Source organism: Cognatundibacterium crateris (assembly GCF_010078235.1).
Lineage (GTDB): Bacteria > Pseudomonadota > Gammaproteobacteria > Burkholderiales > Burkholderiaceae_D > Undibacterium > Undibacterium crateris.
The window spans coordinates 1-17,262 of sequence record NZ_JAABOS010000002.1 but is presented as its reverse complement, the minus strand read 5'-3'; the positions used below and the strand labels follow the sequence as shown (position 1 = coordinate 17,262).

19 protein-coding genes and 1 tRNA gene are annotated in these 17,262 nt (G+C 51.0%); 11 read left to right on the top strand and 9 right to left on the bottom strand.

The annotated features are described in order from the left end of the window. Nucleotides 1–23: 23 nt before the first annotated feature. The 4 genes from EYB48_RS03260 to EYB48_RS03245 all read left to right on the top strand — a co-directional run bounded on the left by EYB48_RS03260 (nt 24) and on the right by EYB48_RS03245 (nt 3,438). Nucleotides 24–929, top strand: a complete 906-nt coding sequence (locus EYB48_RS03260) for a rolling circle replication-associated protein (protein WP_162018876.1) — start codon at nt 24–26, stop codon at nt 927–929. Then, nucleotides 929–1,168, top strand: coding sequence for a DUF4224 domain-containing protein (locus tag EYB48_RS19500; RefSeq protein WP_162018875.1), 240 nt, complete (start codon nt 929–931; stop codon nt 1,166–1,168). The genes EYB48_RS03260 and EYB48_RS19500 overlap by 1 nt, the downstream gene beginning before the upstream one ends. 1 nt (nt 1,169) lies before the next feature. Then, on the top strand, nt 1,170–2,168 hold the full coding sequence (locus tag EYB48_RS03250) for a tyrosine-type recombinase/integrase (protein ID WP_162018874.1): 999 nt from the start codon (nt 1,170–1,172) through the stop codon (nt 2,166–2,168). Nucleotides 2,169–2,502: 334 nt separating this feature from the next. After that, nucleotides 2,503–3,438, top strand: a complete 936-nt coding sequence (locus EYB48_RS03245; protein WP_162018873.1) for an antitoxin Xre/MbcA/ParS toxin-binding domain-containing protein — start codon at nt 2,503–2,505, stop codon at nt 3,436–3,438. A 113-nt stretch (nt 3,439–3,551) separates the two neighbouring features. Here EYB48_RS03245 and EYB48_RS03240 read toward each other — a convergent pair. Continuing rightward, a tRNA-Phe gene (locus tag EYB48_RS03240) sits at nt 3,552–3,627 on the bottom strand. A gap of 160 nt (nt 3,628–3,787) precedes the next feature. Here EYB48_RS03240 and EYB48_RS03235 point away from each other — a divergent pair. From EYB48_RS03235 to EYB48_RS03215, 5 genes are all read left to right on the top strand, one after another. Next, nucleotides 3,788–4,978, top strand: a complete 1,191-nt coding sequence (locus tag EYB48_RS03235) for an FAD-dependent monooxygenase (protein ID WP_162018872.1) — start codon at nt 3,788–3,790, stop codon at nt 4,976–4,978. A gap of 38 nt (nt 4,979–5,016) precedes the next feature. Then, entirely contained in the window at nt 5,017–5,760 is a 744-nt protein-coding gene (locus EYB48_RS03230; RefSeq protein ID WP_162018871.1) for a DsbC family protein, read from the top strand. Next, nucleotides 5,760–6,365, top strand: coding sequence for a nucleotidyltransferase family protein (locus EYB48_RS03225; RefSeq protein ID WP_162018870.1), 606 nt, complete (start codon nt 5,760–5,762; stop codon nt 6,363–6,365). Before EYB48_RS03230 ends, EYB48_RS03225 begins: the two co-directional genes overlap by 1 nt. Before the next feature lie 236 nt (nt 6,366–6,601). After that, nucleotides 6,602–7,054 carry a DUF3429 domain-containing protein gene (locus EYB48_RS03220; protein ID WP_162018869.1) on the top strand — a complete coding sequence of 151 codons (453 nt, stop codon included), beginning with the start codon at nt 6,602–6,604 and terminating at the stop codon, nt 7,052–7,054. 177 nt (nt 7,055–7,231) lie between these two features. Then, entirely contained in the window at nt 7,232–9,094 is a 1,863-nt protein-coding gene (locus EYB48_RS03215) for a M61 family metallopeptidase (RefSeq protein ID WP_162018868.1), read from the top strand. A gap of 176 nt (nt 9,095–9,270) precedes the next feature. Here EYB48_RS03215 and trpC read toward each other — a convergent pair whose 3' ends face one another. From trpC to rpe, 7 genes are all read right to left on the bottom strand, one after another. Further along, a complete protein-coding gene (gene trpC / locus EYB48_RS03210; RefSeq protein ID WP_162018867.1) occupies nt 9,271–10,071 on the bottom strand; it encodes an indole-3-glycerol phosphate synthase TrpC in 801 nt (266 codons plus the stop codon). A 2-nt stretch (nt 10,072–10,073) separates the two neighbouring features. Next, nucleotides 10,074–11,105: an anthranilate phosphoribosyltransferase gene (trpD, locus tag EYB48_RS03205; protein ID WP_162018866.1), complete on the bottom strand. Its 1,032-nt coding sequence runs from the start codon at nt 11,103–11,105 to the stop codon at nt 10,074–10,076. Next, on the bottom strand, nt 11,102–11,674 hold the full coding sequence (locus EYB48_RS03200) for an anthranilate synthase component II (protein ID WP_162018865.1): 573 nt from the start codon (nt 11,672–11,674) through the stop codon (nt 11,102–11,104). Before EYB48_RS03200 ends, trpD begins: the two co-directional genes overlap by 4 nt. Before the next feature lie 49 nt (nt 11,675–11,723). Continuing rightward, entirely contained in the window at nt 11,724–12,134 is a 411-nt protein-coding gene (locus EYB48_RS03195; RefSeq protein ID WP_328823227.1) for a GxxExxY protein, read from the bottom strand. 156 nt (nt 12,135–12,290) lie between these two features. Then, on the bottom strand, nt 12,291–13,787 hold the full coding sequence (gene trpE / locus EYB48_RS03190; RefSeq protein ID WP_162018864.1) for an anthranilate synthase component I: 1,497 nt from the start codon (nt 13,785–13,787) through the stop codon (nt 12,291–12,293). A 242-nt stretch (nt 13,788–14,029) separates the two neighbouring features. Further along, the gene (locus tag EYB48_RS03185) at nt 14,030–14,713 is read right to left on the bottom strand and encodes a phosphoglycolate phosphatase (RefSeq protein ID WP_202927659.1); all 684 of its coding nucleotides are present in this window, start codon (nt 14,711–14,713) and stop codon (nt 14,030–14,032) included. Nucleotides 14,714–14,833: 120 nt separating this feature from the next. Next, the gene (rpe, locus tag EYB48_RS03180; protein WP_162018863.1) at nt 14,834–15,502 is read right to left on the bottom strand and encodes a ribulose-phosphate 3-epimerase; all 669 of its coding nucleotides are present in this window, start codon (nt 15,500–15,502) and stop codon (nt 14,834–14,836) included. 249 nt (nt 15,503–15,751) lie between these two features. Between rpe and apaG the strand changes: the two genes are divergently transcribed. Beyond that, on the top strand, nt 15,752–16,126 hold the full coding sequence (apaG, locus tag EYB48_RS03175) for a Co2+/Mg2+ efflux protein ApaG (protein WP_162018862.1): 375 nt from the start codon (nt 15,752–15,754) through the stop codon (nt 16,124–16,126). Nucleotides 16,127–16,137: 11 nt separating this feature from the next. On the opposite strand, the gene EYB48_RS19050 is transcribed toward apaG, so the two are convergent. Beyond that, nucleotides 16,138–16,284, bottom strand: a complete 147-nt coding sequence (locus EYB48_RS19050) for a hypothetical protein (RefSeq protein WP_202927658.1) — start codon at nt 16,282–16,284, stop codon at nt 16,138–16,140. A 159-nt stretch (nt 16,285–16,443) separates the two neighbouring features. Between EYB48_RS19050 and EYB48_RS03170 the strand changes: the two genes are divergently transcribed. After that, on the top strand, nt 16,444–17,220 hold the full coding sequence (locus tag EYB48_RS03170) for an enoyl-CoA hydratase (RefSeq protein WP_162018861.1): 777 nt from the start codon (nt 16,444–16,446) through the stop codon (nt 17,218–17,220). Nucleotides 17,221–17,262 lie beyond the last annotated feature (42 nt).

Genomic DNA, 17,262 nt, shown 5'->3' with positions numbered 1-17,262 from the left:
ACAAATATTTAGGAGCTGCATCAATGACTAGAAATATAGATGATTCCATTCGTTCTATCAATGATTTTGAATTCGATTTCGAAGACTGTCGCCCAGCGACGGAAGATGAGACTGCAAATTGGTTGCTTGATGATGGTCCTGTACTTAAAACTACTTGGATGGTTTATGACAGGCAGTTTCCGGATGGACAGCGAGAAATATGTGCGTCTCGCTCTGTTCTTATTAAACAAACAGGCTTTTTACCAACTAGAAATCTTGCTAAGCGTGGCGAATCTGAAAAGCGAGAACAGAATAACGATGACTGCGCAAAACGCGCACGGCAGGCAGTTAGGCTTCGCTGCAAGACGATTGGAGCAGACCGAATGATTACCTTAACTTACCGAGAAAATATGCAGGATATGGATCGCTTGAAGAAAGACTACGATTCATTTCGGCGGCGTATGGGAAGGCACAGACAATTCCACTATGTTGCGACTGTTGAAAAGCAAGTACGCGGTGCATACCACATACATATTGCTGTTCGCGGTAGACAGGTCTATCAATTGATTCGCTCTATTTGGCAGAAAATTGTTGGCCTATCAGATGATGGAAAGCAGGGTGGTCAAATTAATGTGCGTGATCCGCATAAATTTGGCTTTGGTAAACATGGCGCACACAAGCTCGCAGGGTATATCAGCAAATACATTACCAAAGACCAAAATACCCATGACCTAAATAAGAAGCGCTATTGGTCGTCTCGGGGCATTGTAGTCCCAGAAAAAAACTACTATCAGCTACCGTACGGTACGGATGCATTTGCTGCATATTGCCATGTAATGCAAATAGCGGCTGATCATAATAGTGATGGCATGACATTCTTTTCAAATCAGGCGCTCGGTGTTTGTTGGGTTGCCACGGCGCCTTTAGATCAGCGGGAGGTGTTTTGCTGATGTTTCTAACTGACAATGAGTTGCGTGAGTTGACTGGTTACGCATACCGCTCTAAGCAAATACTCTGGCTAAAAAAGAATAACTGGAAGTTTGAGTTGACTGCCCAGCTTCGCCCCAGAGTAGCGAGGAGTTATTTCGAAGTCCGCTTGGGTGCTGCATCAGGTATTAGCGTAAGTACGCATATTGATCCGGCGCCTCGACCAAACTTTGGTGCACTCTCACAATTAATTCGCAGATAGTATGGGTCGTAAACGGCAAGGAAATCACAATCTGCCTCCGCGCATGAGTGTAAAAAAGGGATGGTACTACCATGTCTCAAGCACGAGTCCACGTAAGTGGACACCGTTGGGAAATGATTTAAATGAGGCTCGTAGGAAATGGGCTGAACTCGAAGACGAGACAGTGAATCCTGATGACAAGACCTTTCGAGTGATTGGTCAGCGTTATATGCGAGAGGTACTTCCATCTCTCAAAGCGCACACTCAGCGAGATTACACGCAATATTTCAAATTGCTGGATGCTGTTTTTGGAGAGATTCCTATTGATAGCATTCGGCCATTTGATGTAGCAGAGTATATTCGTGTTCGAGGTGAAACCGCCAAGGTACGAGCCAATCGTGAGAAAGCGCTTTTCAGTACAATATTCAATCATGCCAGGGCATGGGGCTACACTGATAAAACGAATCCGTGTATCGGAATTAAGGGGCATAAGGAAAAGTCACGCGACAGATATGTATCCGACGATGAGTATTCTGCCGTGTGGGCTTGTGCGCATCCTACTGTTCAAGATGCAATGGATTTGGCATTGTGTACAGGGCAGCGCCCAGCAGACGTGCTGAAATTCAACGTGACCGATATTGTCGGCGGGAGCCTTCAGCTTACTCAGAATAAGACGGGTAAAAAACTTCGCATTGCAATTGAGGGCGACCTTGCAGAAATAATTTCAAGGATATTGGCGAAACCTCGCGATAAGGTAAATACGGCACTATTGCAAGATCCTGATGGACAGCGATTGAGTTACTTTGCATTGCGTTCTCGTTTTGATAAAGCCAGAGAATCTGCTGGTGTCAGTTTTCAGTTTAGAGATCTTCGTGCAAAGGCGGCTACGGATACTGAGGACTTAGCTCACGCACAAAGTTTGCTTGGCCATAAGAGCAGAAGCACAACTGAGATTTATACACGAGACCGGAAAGGGGAGAGGGTACGTCCTTTATCTCGGACACAAGCAAAAGAGGGGTGATGTGGGGAAAGGGTCGCCACTTTACACGAGAATTTCGACTCTGCTGACCGACTCTGGTTCGAAAAGATGGCGACACCTTGTTATTTTAATCCTATGAGAAATTTTCGTCAAAGCATTCAATATTTTTGAGGAAGGAGATAGATTGATTTTTAGGGCTTTCAATTAGTGCATTTTTTGGGGATTGACTTCGAGGAATAACTTTGGGCTTGCACAATAACATTTGTTATCGTAGAATAGACCCAACAACTAATCCGCAAGACTGGCGTGGCTTGACCAACTAGTGTGCGGGGGAATAAGCCGGCGTAAGCCGGTTTTTTCATTTCTAGGGCAGAAAATGGCAGAAGTAAATAGCGTGAAGCCTCTAAGGACTCGCGTTTATATTGATGGTTTCAATCTGTATTATGGTTGTTTAAAGGGGTCACCCTATAAATGGCTTGATTTACTTTCTCTTTTTGAGAAGCAGATATTGCCCTCAATATTAGTAAAAAAAGATAATCAGCCCTGTCAAATGGAGCTTTTGCCACTGGCGATTAAATTTTTTACAGCTAAAATTCTTGAAAATGCAGCTAAAGCTTCAGACTCTGTCTCATCTCAGGCTCGCTACCACACAGCGCTCAGAAGGTATCACAAGGAGCGTATAGAAATAGTCGAAGGTTATTACTCGTTATCGCAATCAAAGGTTAAAGTCGTCGATTTAGATAATCACGATAAATTGCCACGCGACTGTCAAGAGATAACCGCTTGGAAGATGGAAGAAAAGCAGTCGGATGTAAATCTTGCTTTGCAAGCCTACCATGATGCAACTACCAACCAGGTTGATCAGATTGTCATTGTTACAAATGATACTGACATTGCTCCTGCACTTAAATTGATTCGTTTGCATACGAGTGTGACTGTTGGATTGGTAGTTCCTGCTGTTAATAAAAATCGCAAACCCAATACAGGATTGTCTGAGCATGCTCATTGGGTTCGTTCTCATATTCTTCCAGATGAATTGGCTAAATCACAGCTACCAAGAGTTATTCCTGGGAACGTGCCTACCATAAAGCCTGACTCTTGGTATGCCCGCCCTGACTTGCTGGAGCGAGTGTTGCAATTAGCCCAACCTATACTTGGAAGTCGTGGGAGTGTGTTCAAGTGGATGGAGGAGCCTAACACATACATTGATAATCAAGTGCCAATTGAACTTATTGATACTGATGCAGGGGCGGCTAGAGTGGTTGCGTATATTGAAGCATATATCGCTAACGAAAGGTCGACTAATAGTTGAGCCTCTTTACCACTGTCTAAGAATTGTAGATCGAGATGATAAATTGTAGATTGGGTTGAGAAAAGACAAAAGGCTTACATCGCTGTAAGCCTTTGTTTTTACTGCTTAATTCTTGGTGGCCCGGGGCGGAATCGAACCACCGACACAAGGATTTTCAATCCTCTGCTCTACCGACTGAGCTACCAGGCCAAGAAACAAGAATTATAGAGATCGAAGCCCGCTTTGGCAAGGGGGGAGGGTGAAAATACTTGTTTTCTGCGCCAATTGTTCTTGATCTGGCGCATCGGAAGGGGCGGGAGCGCTGCCGTATAATGGCTGACTTGTTGAAGATAAAAGAAAAGGTCACGCTATGGCTCAGATACATCATTGTGATATTTGCATCGTTGGTAATGGCGCGGTGGGTAAGGCGGCGGCGCTGGGGCTGGCGCAAGCGGGTTTGACTGTGCGGGTCTTGTGCGAGTCGGCGGCACCGATTGTGGCGTCGGCCGATTGGGATGTGCGCGTGTTCGCGCTAAACCATGTGGCCTATGATTTATTGGATCAGTTAAAAGTCTGGGGTGCGCTCGATCATAGCCGGGTGGCTGCGGTGACAGGCATGCAGGTCAAGGATGGTGCGGAACAGCGCGATGGGCAATTGGGTTTTGATGCCTATAGTGCGCGCACCCAGGAGTTAGCCTGGATCGTCGAGAACCGCAATCTGAATCTCGCGCTCGACAGTGCGCTGCGTTTTGCGCAAAACCTGCAACTGCATGTGGGCCAGGCGCAGCAATTGCATGTGGATACGCAGGCTGCCAGGCTGACGCTGGCGGATGGCGATAGCATTGAAGCGAAGCTGATCATCGGTGCCGATGGTGCGCAGTCCTGGGTGCGCGGGCAATGTGATATCGGCATGGACTATCGCTCCTATGGGCAAAAGGGAGTAGTGGCGAATTTCGAGTGCAGCAAGCCGCATCACGGGGTGGCGCATCAATGGTTTATTGAAGATCAGGGTATTATTGCGCTGCTGCCGCTGCCCGGGCAGCGCGTGTCGCTGGTCTGGTCTGCGCCGGATGCCTTGGCTGACCGCCTGGTGCGCGAGCCTTTATCTGGCCTGGTGTCTGCGCTCGAACATTACTGTCTGGAGACGCATGGTCATTTGACGCCTGTGCTGCCGGAGGATATTAAAGCCTTTCCTTTGCGCCTGATGCGTCCGCACAGCCTGATTGCTGAGCGGGTTGCGCTGATTGGCGATGCAGCACATGTGGTGCATCCGCTGGCTGGACACGGTATGAATCTGGGCTTTGGTGATGTAGCCGATCTGCTGCGTCTGGTGAAGCAGCGTGATGAATTCCGCGATTGTGGTGATGCGCGTTTATTAGAAGCCTATCGCCGTGCGCGCAAACAGGATGTCTTGTTAATGCAAGTGACGACCGATGGTTTGTCGCGTTTATTTGGTTCAGATCTGGGACCGGCGCGTCTGGTGCGGAATCTGGGAATGAACTTACTGGACCGTTTGCCACTCATAAAGAACAAATTAATTTCTCATGCGATGGGGCGCTAAGCCTCACGCTTCATGGCGATGGCCGAAGGAAAAAAGTAATGAAGCTGAAGTTCGTGGCAATCGCCGCAGTAAGTCTGTTATCCGGTCTGATCTCTATGCAGGTAGCGGCGCAGACGCCACAAGAAACCGCTGTCAAAAAACTGGTGGAACCGCGTCTGGGCGAGGGGGTGAAAGTCGACTCTGTGACTAAGACCCCTTATTCCGGTTTGTTTGAAGTGCGGGTTGGCAGCGATGTGATTTACACCGATGAAAAAGCACAGTTCTTATTCGTTGGGAATGTGATCGATGCCAAGTCAGGCACCAATTACACCCGTGCCAGAACCGAAGAGCTGAGTAAGATTAAATTCTCCGATCTGCCACTGGAGCTGGCCTTGAAGATGGTGAAAGGCGATGGCAAACGCGTTATTGCCGTGTTTGAAGATCCGAATTGCGGTTACTGCAAACAATTCCGTAAAACCCTGGCAGGTATGGACAATATTACGGTCTACACCTTTATGTATAACATTCTGTCGGATGACTCTACCGCCAAATCCAAAAACATCTGGTGCGCCGCCGACCGCAATAAGGCCTGGGATGATTGGATGATCAGTGGTAAAACCGCGTCGACCGCACCAGCGAATTGCATTACCCCGCATGACAAAGTACTGGCGCTGGGCCAGAAATTGCGTGTGACCGGAACGCCGGCGATTTTCTTTAGCGATGGCACCCGCATTCCGGGCGCGGTCAATGCCAAAGGCCTGGAAGAAAAATTCGCCAGCATTGCCGGTGGCAAGGCCAACTAATGGCTGAGTCCGCGGCCTGGACTGGCATCTTGCTGGCAGCCGGGCGCGGACGTCGTTTTGACCCGGGTGGTCAGCAATCCAAACTGCTGATGCCCTGGGGAGAGTACAGCTCGGTTGCTGTGGCTTGTGCCACACGCCTGATCCAGGCTTGTCCACTAAGCATCGCTGTCTTGCGACCTGATCAGCAGGAATTGCAGCGGCAATTGGCCGATGCCGGTTGTGCCATTGTGTTGACTGAACAAGCCGATCTGGGCATGGCCCATAGCCTGCGCGCTGCCTTGCTGCAGACTCAGCACAGTGCTGGCTGGCTGGTGGCATTGGCGGATATGCCCTGTGTAAAAGCCGGGAGCTTCCAGGCTATCCGGCGCGCCGCCTTAGCCGGGCATCAGATCGTGGTGCCCGAATATCAGGGGCAGCGCGGAAATCCGGTGGCATTTGCTGCCTCCTGTCTGCCTGCATTACTGCAATTGCAGGGTGATCAGGGGGCGCGTGGTCTGTTGAATTCGGCGCTGGTACATCGCCTGGCATTGGACGATGCCGGAATTTGCCAGGATATCGACACGCCGGATGACTGGCATCATTTGCGCCACAATCGGGATAACTGAGCGCTATACGCCCGATTTTCATGCTTTTTTCTGCAAAACTGTGACTTTCTGCACAGTGTCAGTGCTGTTCCAACTATAGATGTATATCTAACTTGGGTATTTCCTCTTAGAATATCGTTTTCCCGAATTTGACAGGAAAATTTTCATGCGACGAAGTTGCTCGTAAGCAGTATTTTCAAAATATTGCTATGCTGATCAGCTTCATCGCGAGACTTGGTGGCGTACGGCTAAATTTTATGAATAATCTCAATCAAAAACTGGTGATACGACTGGGCTTTGCTGGCCTGATTCCGTTTGTTTTATTGACGGTACTGTGCTGGATCGTGCATCCGGACTGGCTGGGGTATTTCATCAAAGCGCAGCTGGCGTATGGCATCGTGATTTTGTCCTTCCTGGGTGGTTTGCATTGGGGCGTTACGCTGATGGCCCAGGGTAAGGACGACGAAGAAACCCGGCGGGCAATGATCTGGGGCGTCATCCCCACGCTGATTGCCTGGTGTTCTCTGAGTAATATGCTGTTCGGTTTTGTGGTGCAGGTAGTCGGCTTCATCGCGGCCTATAAAATCGACAAAAAACTGTATCAGAGTTATGCCGTACCGGCCTGGTTTATCGATCTGCGTCTGCAACTGACCCGTGTCGTCGTGGGTGCGCAGATATTCACTTTCATCGCCGCCAACGTACGTAGCTGAACGCCAAAACCAGAGTCTGCTCTGGTTTTGTTTTATTCAGGACTGACGCATATCTCCCGACGACGCACAGGCTCACATTCAGCGGTGTTTGTGTTTCACGCCATGTCTGACAGGGACAGGTTTCAGTCCACTAATTATTTAATTTGATTTCACTTCATTTCAGAAAGATCGTTGAGCATGGCAAAAACGACGACAGTACAGGGACGCGCTGCACGGCAGACAACTGCCGGTATTCACTACAGTATTATTCCTAAAGACTTGGCTGGCCACTTGTTTCAGGTAACGCTGGAAATCGCTCAGCCCGCCGCAGACGGACAGATAGTGAGTCTGCCAGTCTGGATACCGGGCAGTTACATGGTGCGCGAATTTGCACGCAATATTGTGCAGATCAAAGCCAGCGCGGCAGGCAAAAAAGTCGGCCTGAAAAAACTGAATAAACATAGCTGGCAGGCGGCGCCGTGCAAAGGCGCACTGAGCATCAGCTACGAAGTTTATGCCTGGGATTTATCGGTGCGCGCCGCGCATCTGGATCAGAGTCACGCATTCTTCAATGGCACCAGCGTTTTCCTGGCCGTGCATGGTCAGGAAAACAGCCAGCATGTAGTCGATATCCAGCGCGCAGCGGATCCTGCCTGCAAGAGCTGGCGTGTAGCCACCTCGCTGCCTGAGCTGAAAGCAAAACGCTATGGCTTTGGCACTTATGTAGCGCGTGATTACGATGAGCTGATCGATCATCCGGTTGAAATGGGCGACTTCGCCCTGGCCAGTTTCGAAGCTTGTGGCGTGCCGCATGACTTCGTGGTGACGGGTAAAGTGCCGAATATGGACATGGACCGCATGGTGTCCGATGTGAAGAAAATCTGCGAGAGCCAGATTGCGCTGTTCGAGCCACGCACGAAAAAAGCGCCTATGGATCGCTATGTGTTCATGACCATGGTGGTCGGTGAAGGCTATGGCGGGCTGGAGCATCGTGCCTCGACCGCCTTGATCTGCAACCGCAACGATATCCCGCTCAAGCATCAGAGTGAAATGAGCGAAGGCTACAAAGGCTTTCTGGGCCTGTGCAGCCATGAGTATTTCCATACCTGGAATGTCAAACGTATCAAGCCAGCGGTCTTCGCCAGCTATGACCTGAGCCAGGAAAACTACACCAGCCTGCTGTGGTTGTTTGAAGGCTTCACCAGCTATTACGATGATCTGATGCTGGTGCGTGCCGGCGTGATTGATGAAGCCGCCTATCTGAAGCTGCTGGCAAAAACCGTGAACATGGTGTTGCGTGGCAGCGGACGCCTGAAGCAAAGCGTAGCCGAATCCAGCTTTGATGCCTGGACTAAGTATTACCGCCAGGATGAAAATTCACCGAATGCCATCGTCAGCTATTACACCAAGGGTTCGCTGGTGGCGCTCGGGCTGGACTTGAGCATACGCCAGCAGACTGCTGGCAAAAAGTCGCTGGATGATGTGATGCGCGCCTTGTGGCAGCAGTTTGGCCGTGACTTCTATGCGCGTATGCCATCCGGTGAGCAGCGTGGCCTGGGTGAGCAGGAAATCGCAGCCATCATCGAAAAGACGACCGGTGTTGATGTCCGTCGCTTCCTGGATAAGCATGTGTTCGGTACCGAAGATGTGCCACTGAGCAGCTTGTATGCGGACTTCGGCGTTGTTGTGGATGGCGGTGTCGCGAGTCAGAAAGCCAGCCTCGGCGTCAAAGTGGCACGCGATGGCAACGACTGCAAACTTGCTAATGCCTTTGAAGGACGTGCCGCGCATCAGGCTGGTTTGTCTGCACAGGATGTGCTGATCGCGATCAATGGTTTGCGCGTCACTGCAGCGGATGCGGCAGATGGTCTGAGCAGCGCCGTGGGCCGCTATCATATCGGTGAAACGGTAGAAATCCACGCGTTCCGGCGCGATGAGTTGTTAGTCGTGAAAGCGAAATTGCAGGCCGACGATGTACCGGCTCAGCAGTTCCGGCTGGCCGACAAAGCAACTGCGCTGGTGACCGCGCGTCCGACTTATCGTAAGCCTGGCAAACGTTAAGCAGCGCATTCTGCCTCAGGAAACTGCGTAAAAAAACCGTCTTCAGTGCTTGCTGAAGACGGTTTTTTATTGGATGTCCCAGTATTGATGCGGGTTGTGAGCCAAAAACAGGCTGCGAGCCGCACCGGACCTCAGACTTTTTTTGTGATGCCCTGTCTGATCGCTCAGCGCATCTCTCAGAAAAACAGTTTTTCCAATTCTGCGCCGGGTTCAGCGGCACGCATAAATGCCTCGCCGACCAGGAAGCTATGCACCTCAGCGGCACGCATGCGTGTCACATCCTCACGGCTGAGTATGCCGGACTCGGTCACTACCAGCTTATCCGCAGTAATCGCAGGCAGCAGCCCCAGCGTGGTGTCGAGTGTGACATCGAAGGTGCGCAGATTGCGGTTATTAATACCGAGCAGTGGCGTCTTGAGTGTCAGTGCGATATCCAGTTCAGCGCGGTCATGCACCTCAACCAATACATCCATGCCCAGCTCCAGCGCACAGGCTTCCAGATCCGCCATCAGGCCATGGTCCAGCGCGGCCACGATCAGCAAGATACAATCGGCACCCCATTGTCGCGCCTGATACACCTGATAGTGATCGATGATGAAATCCTTGCGCAGTGCCGGAATCGCACACGCTGCGCGAGCTTGTTGCAGGTAGGCGGGTGCACCCTGAAAAAACTTTTCATCGGTCAGCACAGACAGGCAAGCCGCACCGTGATGCGCATAGCTTTGCGCAATCGCGGCAGGTTCAAAATCTGCACGCAATACCCCTTTTGACGGGGAAGCTTTTTTGATTTCTGCAATCACGGCAGCATGACCGGCTGCGATTTTCTGGCGCATGGCGCGCTCGAAGCCGCGAATCGCTGCGCGGCTTTCGGCATCGGATTCCACCTCATCACGCAGGCTGATCAGCGATTGATAACGGCGTGCTGCGGCCACTTCATCCTGTTTGACGTCCAGTATTTGACGAAGAATATCTGACATATTTATTTACCGAGTTGTTGGGTGACTTGCACAAACTGATCGAGCTTGGCGCGTGCGGCACCGGAGGCAATGGCTTGCTGCGCTTTTTTCACGCCGTCGGCAATCGAATCTGCTAACCCCGCGCCGTACAAGGCGGTACCGGCATTGAGTGCCACGATATCGCGCGCCGGGCCATCGACGTTGTGCATGACTTCCATGATTTTTTCACGCGATTCAGCCGCGCCATCGACTTTCAGATTGCGGTTAGAGACCATCTGCAGGCCAAAGTCTTCGGGATGGATATCGTATTCGCGGATTTCACCATTGATCAGTTCGCCCACCATGGTTGGCGCGCCCAGCGAGACTTCATCCATATTGTCACGTCCCCATACCACCAGCGCATGCTGCGCGCCTAGGCGTTGCAGCACACGCACCTGTATCCCGACCAGATCCGGGTGGAATACGCCCATCAGTATATTCGGGGCACCGGCCGGATTGGTCAGCGGACCGAGGATATTGAAAATAGTGCGCACGCCCAGCTCTTTGCGTACCGGCGCTGCATGCTTCATGGCGCCATGGTGGTTAGGTGCAAACATAAAGCCTATACCAGTTTGTGCAATCGACTGAGCGATTTGTTCCGGCGTCAGATTGATATTCGCGCCCAGTGATTCCAGTACATCGGCGCTGCCGGAGGACGAGGACACGCTGCGTCCGCCATGTTTGGCGACCCGTGCGCCAGCCGCTGCGGTCACGAACATGGAAGCGGTTGAGATATTAAAGGTATGCGCACCGTCGCCGCCGGTGCCCACGATATCAATCATATTCTGGGTATTCGCGAGTGGCACCTTGGTTGAAAACTCGCGCATCACCTGCGCTGCGGCGGTGATCTCGCCTATGCTTTCTTTTTTCACGCGCAGCCCCATGGTCAGCGCGGTGATCATCACCGGCGACAGTTCACCACCCATCAGCTTACGGAATAAATACAGCATTTCATCGTGAAAAATCTCACGGTGTTCGATCAGGCGTGTCAGTGCTTCCTGTTGGGTGATGGTCATGATGCAGTTCCAGTCAAAAAGTTTTTCAGCAAGGCGTGGCCATGTTCAGACAAAATGGATTCAGGATGAAACTGCACACCCTGCAAATTAAATTCCTTGTGTCTGACCCCCATGATTTCACCGTCATCGGTCCATGCCGTCACTTCCAGGCAATCTGGCAAAGACGCGCGTTCTATCGCGAGCGAGTGATAGCGAATGATGGTGTAAGGGCTGGGTAAATCTTTGAACACACCCACACCGGTATGGGCAATCACTGAGGTCTTGCCATGCATGACTTGCTTGGCGCGGATGATATTGCCGCCAAAGGCCGCACCTATACTTTGATGCCCCAGACAGACACCCAGAATCGGGATGTGTCCGGCAAAGCGATGAATGACAGGAATCGAAATCCCCGCCTCGGCCGGTGTGCAGGGGCCAGGTGAGATACAGATATGATCAGGCCGCAGTTCTTCTATCTGCTCCAGCGTAATTTCATCATTGCGATAAGTACGCACATCTTCACCCAGCTCAGCAAAATACTGCACCAGGTTGTAAGTAAATGAATCGTAGTTGTCGATCATCAGTAACATAATTTAAACCTCTCAACACAGAGACACAGAGACACGGAGATGCAGGTGCTCATAGTGAAATACGTTTAATGCCATCTTTTAAGACTGGCACCATAAAATTGATTAATAGTCCGGTTTTGATGCCGGATAATTTCAGATACGTCAGCAATTGTGCCTGGTGAAGCGGCATTAAGGCTTCTGCCGCTTTTAGCTCCAGCACCAGGCTGTTTTCAACAACAATATCAAGTTTGTACGCTGCATCGATTAGGACAGTTTTGTATTCGATGTGCAGCGGAACCTGACGTTGAAACCTTAAATTCCTTAAAAATAATTCGTGACAAAGACAGCTTTCATACGCACTTTCAAGTAAGCCTGGACCCAGATGACGATGTACCTCAATCGCAGCACCTATCACTTTTTCGCTCAGGGCTTTGCTTTGCTCGTCGGTACGTTTATCCTGAGCTGCATTCAGATTGTTCACACAGATCTCCAGCTAAATGTCAGAAGTTGAACATCTTGTTAAAGCAATTCAACACAAAGCAGTTTTAAAAAAGCACTCTTGAATCAGACCCTGGTCACACCCAAGGTTTTTCTCTGTGCCTCTGTGCCTCTGTGTTGAATGGTTTTAAGCCTGCTATCAGATGTCCCCATCCAATCCGTCTTGCACTTGTTCTGCGGCGCGTAATACAGCGCGTGCCTTGTTTTCGGTTTCCTGCCATTCCAGTTCCGGCACGGAATCCGCCACCACACCGGCTGCTGCCTGCACATACAGCATGCCGTCTTTCAGTACACCAGTGCGGATCGCGATTGCCAGGTCCATTTCGCCACCAAACGACAGGTAGCCGCAGGCGCCGCCATAGATGCCGCGTTTGACCGGCTCCAGTTCATCGATCAGTTCCATCGCCCTGACTTTAGGCGCACCGGACAAGGTGCCAGCCGGGAAGGTCGCTTTCAATACATCGAGGTTGCTGAGTTCAGGTTGCAGCATGCCTTCTACATTCGAGACAATGTGCTGTACGTGTGAGTATTTTTCGATCACCATCTGATCGGTCACTTTGACTGTGCCGGTTTGTGCAATCCGACCGATGTCATTGCGCGCCAGATCAATCAGCATCACGTGTTCAGCGATTTCTTTAGGATCGGCCAGCAGTTCGGTTGCCAGTTCTGCATCGCGTTCCGGCGTGGCACCACGTGGGCGTGTACCTGCCAGCGGACGGATAGTGACTTTTTTCTGACCATCATTCAGGGTTTCATTGCGCACCAGGATTTCCGGTGAAGCGCCGATGATCTGCATGTCGCCAAAATTATAGAAATACATATAGGGCGAAGGATTCAGCGAGCGCAAGGCGCGGTACAGCGACAGCGGCGAATCCACATAGGGCTTTTTAATTCGCTGACCGACCTGGACTTGCATCAGGTCGCCAGCCATGATGTATTCCTTGGCTTTTTCTACTGCTTTTAAATAATCTTCTTTGGCAAAGTCGCGGATGGAATCGGTACGTACCGAAGCCGAGGTCACTGGCGCATCCACGCTGCGTCTTAGCATGGCACGCAAATCCTTCAGACGCTGGCGCGCTTTGGACCAGGCTTCCGGCTGACTGGTGTCGGCGTACACGATCAGATACAGCTTGCCGGACACATTGTCGATCACGGCCAGCTCTTCGGTCAGCAGTAACTGAATTTCCGGCAGACCCAGATCATCTTTCGGCGCTTTTCCTGCCAGACGTTTTTCTACATGGCGTACTGCGTCATAGCCGAAATAGCCGGCCAGACCACCGCAAAAACGTGGCAGGCCGGGACGGGTCGCGACTTTGAAGCGGCTCTGAAATTCAGCGATAAAGCTTAAGGGATTTTGCTGATGGGTTTCGACCACTTTGCCATGTTGCAGTACTTCGATTTTTTCACCAAAGCTGCGTACCAGGGTGGTGGCAGGCAGGCCAATGAAGGAGTAGCGCCCGAAGCGCTCGCCACCCATCACCGATTCCAGCAGAAAGGTATTTTTACCAGCCTGCTGGCTTTGTGCCAGTTTCAGATACAGCGTGAGCGGGGTTTCCAGATCAGCGAATGCTTCCGCAATCATTGGAATACGGTTGTAGCCTTGCGCGGCCAGCGATTTGAATTCGAGTTCGGTCATGGTTTTCTCTCAGCCGCCCGCAGCAGCGCCATAGGCGACCATAGCGAGACACATGGGGTGTGTGGACGGATAAAAACAGATTGATATAACAAACAAGAAGATGTGCGGAGGATGTGCACAGCCACTCGCGGCATTCAGTGGATTAACAGAATTGCCAGCGTCGCCATAGCCAGGCCTCAAAGGCACCTGGTGTCATGAATGGACGTTTGTTATCAGGAAACATTCGTGATTGGAATGATGATTTAAGTGGTTGTTGGTGTCGTCAGCAGTTTTGCTGCTGATAACAGGGTTTCGACTATACCATCACTTTCAATATTTTGTACAGGTTCGCCGTGGTTGTAACCATACGGCACGGTCAACACCGGGCAACCCGCAGCACGCGCAGCGATCGCATCATTGCTGGAGTCACCAATCGCCATCACCTGTGCCGGTGGCAGTCCAAACTGCTGGCAGGCCGATAGCAGTGGCAAAGGATGCGGTTTTTTGTGAGTAAAAGAGTCGCCGCCGTAAGTCAGGGAGAAATACGGCGTCAGTCCCTTCATTTGTAGTAAAGCCTGAGCAAATGCGAGTGGTTTGTTGGTCACGCACGCAAGCTTCAAGCCCAGCGCCTGCATGGCTTGCAAGCCACTTACCACATCGGGATACAGCTCACTGTGCAGGCCATTGATTTGCGCATAATGATGCTGGTAGCCAGCCAGCGCCGCGTCGAAGTGCTGCTGCACACCAGCCTCATCGAAATCTTTCGCCAGCACCTGGCGGATCAGATGTTCAGACCCTTTGCCGACCATGCGCTTGATCTCTGTCAGCGATATCGCTGACAGACCAAAATCCTCGCGCATACGGTTCACCGCCAGCAGAAAGTCTGGTGCGGTATCTACCATAGTGCCATCCAGGTCAATAATCACGGCACGGATATCAGCAAACATAATCAGTGATGTTTCAATGAAGAGAGGTTGGAACGGGCGACTGGGCATTAAGTAACCCAGTTAGCCCGGTCTGTATGGCTAAGCAGCTAGTCTTAAATGTCGCCTTGTTGTTGGGCGAGCTTATGCGACCTGAGCCAGCTCGCTACGCATCGCATCGATGACTGCCTTGTAATCCGGCTTGCCAAAGATGGCTGAACCCGCCACAAAGGTATCCGCGCCAGCTGCTGCGATTTCACGGATATTGTCGATTTTGACGCCACCATCGACTTGCAGCAGGATATCGCGACCAGATTCATCGATCATTTTGCGTACTGCGGCGATTTTTTTCAGGGTATGTGGGATGAAGGACTGACCACCAAAGCCCGGATTCACCGACATCAGTAAGATCAGATCCAGCTTATCCATCACGTGTTCCAGCACATGCAGCGGTGTTGCCGGATTCAGCACCAGACCTGCCTTGCAGCCATGATCGCGTATCAGTTGCAGGCTGCGGTCTATGTGCTCAGAGCCTTCCGGATGAAAGCTGATCAGATTCGCACCGGCTTTGGCAAAGTCAGGAATGATGCGGTCTACCGGTTTGACCATCAGATGCACATCAATCGGCACCTGTACGTGCGGGCGTATCGCTTCGCAGACCAATGGGCCTATCGTCAGATTAGGCACGTAATGGTTATCCATCACGTCAAAATGGATCATGTCGGCACCGGCTGCAACGACGTTTCTGACTTCTTCACCGAGGCGGGCGAAATCAGCGGATAAAATACTGGGAGCAATGCGATATTGGGTCATGATGTGGTCCAGCAAAAAAAAGATGCGATATTTTACCCTGCAACCACCTGCTTTATCGTCGAATCCTACTAAACCGTCTAAGCTCTGGCACAATGTCTGTTTGATATAAGACTGACGAAAAACCGCCCCAGCTGCGTTATGGCTCCTTGTCGTACACTGCGTACTGCCTGCGTCGCCAAGCCTTGCCGGGACAATTTTGCGTCAGTCCTAAGAGTATGTGCAAGTTATTACAAGCTAGAAAAGGTCCATATGTCTGCTTACCAGATGCGCGTCTCCGTGGTGACGCAATATATAGAAGAACAATCCGAGCCGGATAAATCCCATTTTGTGTTCGCTTATACCATCAGCATTACCAATAGCGGCGAAGTGGCGGCGCAAGTGATATCGCGTCACTGGATCATTAATGATGCGAATAATCATATCGAGGAAGTTAAGGGTCTGGGCGTGGTCGGCCATCAGCCCTTCCTGCCACCGGGGCAAAGTTTTGAGTACACCAGCGGCTGCATTTTGAAAACGCCGCAGGGAAGTATGAAGGGGCACTACTTCTGTGTGGCAGAAGACGGCACCCGTTTTGAAGTGGAGATTCCGGAATTCGTCTTGTCTTTACCGAGAACCTTGCACTAATAGATATGGGCCTAGCTGGCGCTGTTCTCAGTGTCTTCAGGTTTGGTTTGCTGCTTATGCCGGGTTGGTCGTTGCGGGCGCCCCGAAAACATGGTCCACCATACGATAAAGATCAAGATGCCCAATGCAATTGCAGCCTCTAATAACAATAACCACATAATAGCTTCCTCTGTTTGCAGAAATATCGTTGTATGTTGAGTGCACAGTTTCAGGCAGCGTAGTTATGCTGCCGCAGATGCTGAGCGAATAGTAATGCTTACATGACGCTTAGCTTTAATTTTATCCTTATACCTTTATACCTATACTCAGGAGATCACATGGAATTCGAATGCATACTCGTTGAAACCAAAGAAAAGGTGGGTCTGATCACTTTGCATCGCCCCAAGGCGCTGAACGCATTAAATGATCAGTTGATGAATGAACTCGGCCTTGCGCTGAAATCCTTTGATCAGAATGAAGCGGTGCAATGTATCGTCATCACCGGCAGTGAAAAAGCCTTTGCAGCAGGTGCCGATATCGCAGCCATGGCAAATTACAGCTTCATGGATACCTATAAAGAAGACTACATCACCCGCAACTGGGAAACCATACGCCAGATTCGTAAGCCGGTGATTGCTGCCGTGGCTGGTTATGCATTGGGCGGTGGTTGCGAGCTGGCGATGATGTGCGACTTTATTATCGCGGCGGACAACGCCAAATTTGGCCAGCCTGAAATCAAGCTCGGTACCTTGCCTGGCGCCGGCGGTACTCAGCGTCTGCCGCGTGCTATTTCCAAATCCAAAGCAATGGATATGTGCCTGACCGCGCGCATGATGGATGCGGAAGAGGCGGAGCGTGCCGGTCTGGTTTCCCGCATCGTGCCGGTGGATCAGTTACTGGAAGAAGCGCTGACTGCAGCAAACACCATCGCAGCCATGTCGCTGCCAGTCATCATGATGATTAAAGAGTCGGTCAACCGTGCCTATGAAACTACCTTGTCGGAAGGCGTGCATTTTGAGCGTCGCTTATTCCAGGCCAGTTTTGGGACCGAAGATCAGAAAGAGGGCATGAAGGCCTTCATGGAAAAACGTCCGGCTGCATTTAAAAATAAATAACCAATATAAATTATTTGAACGAAGGGCTTGCAAAGAGGCATC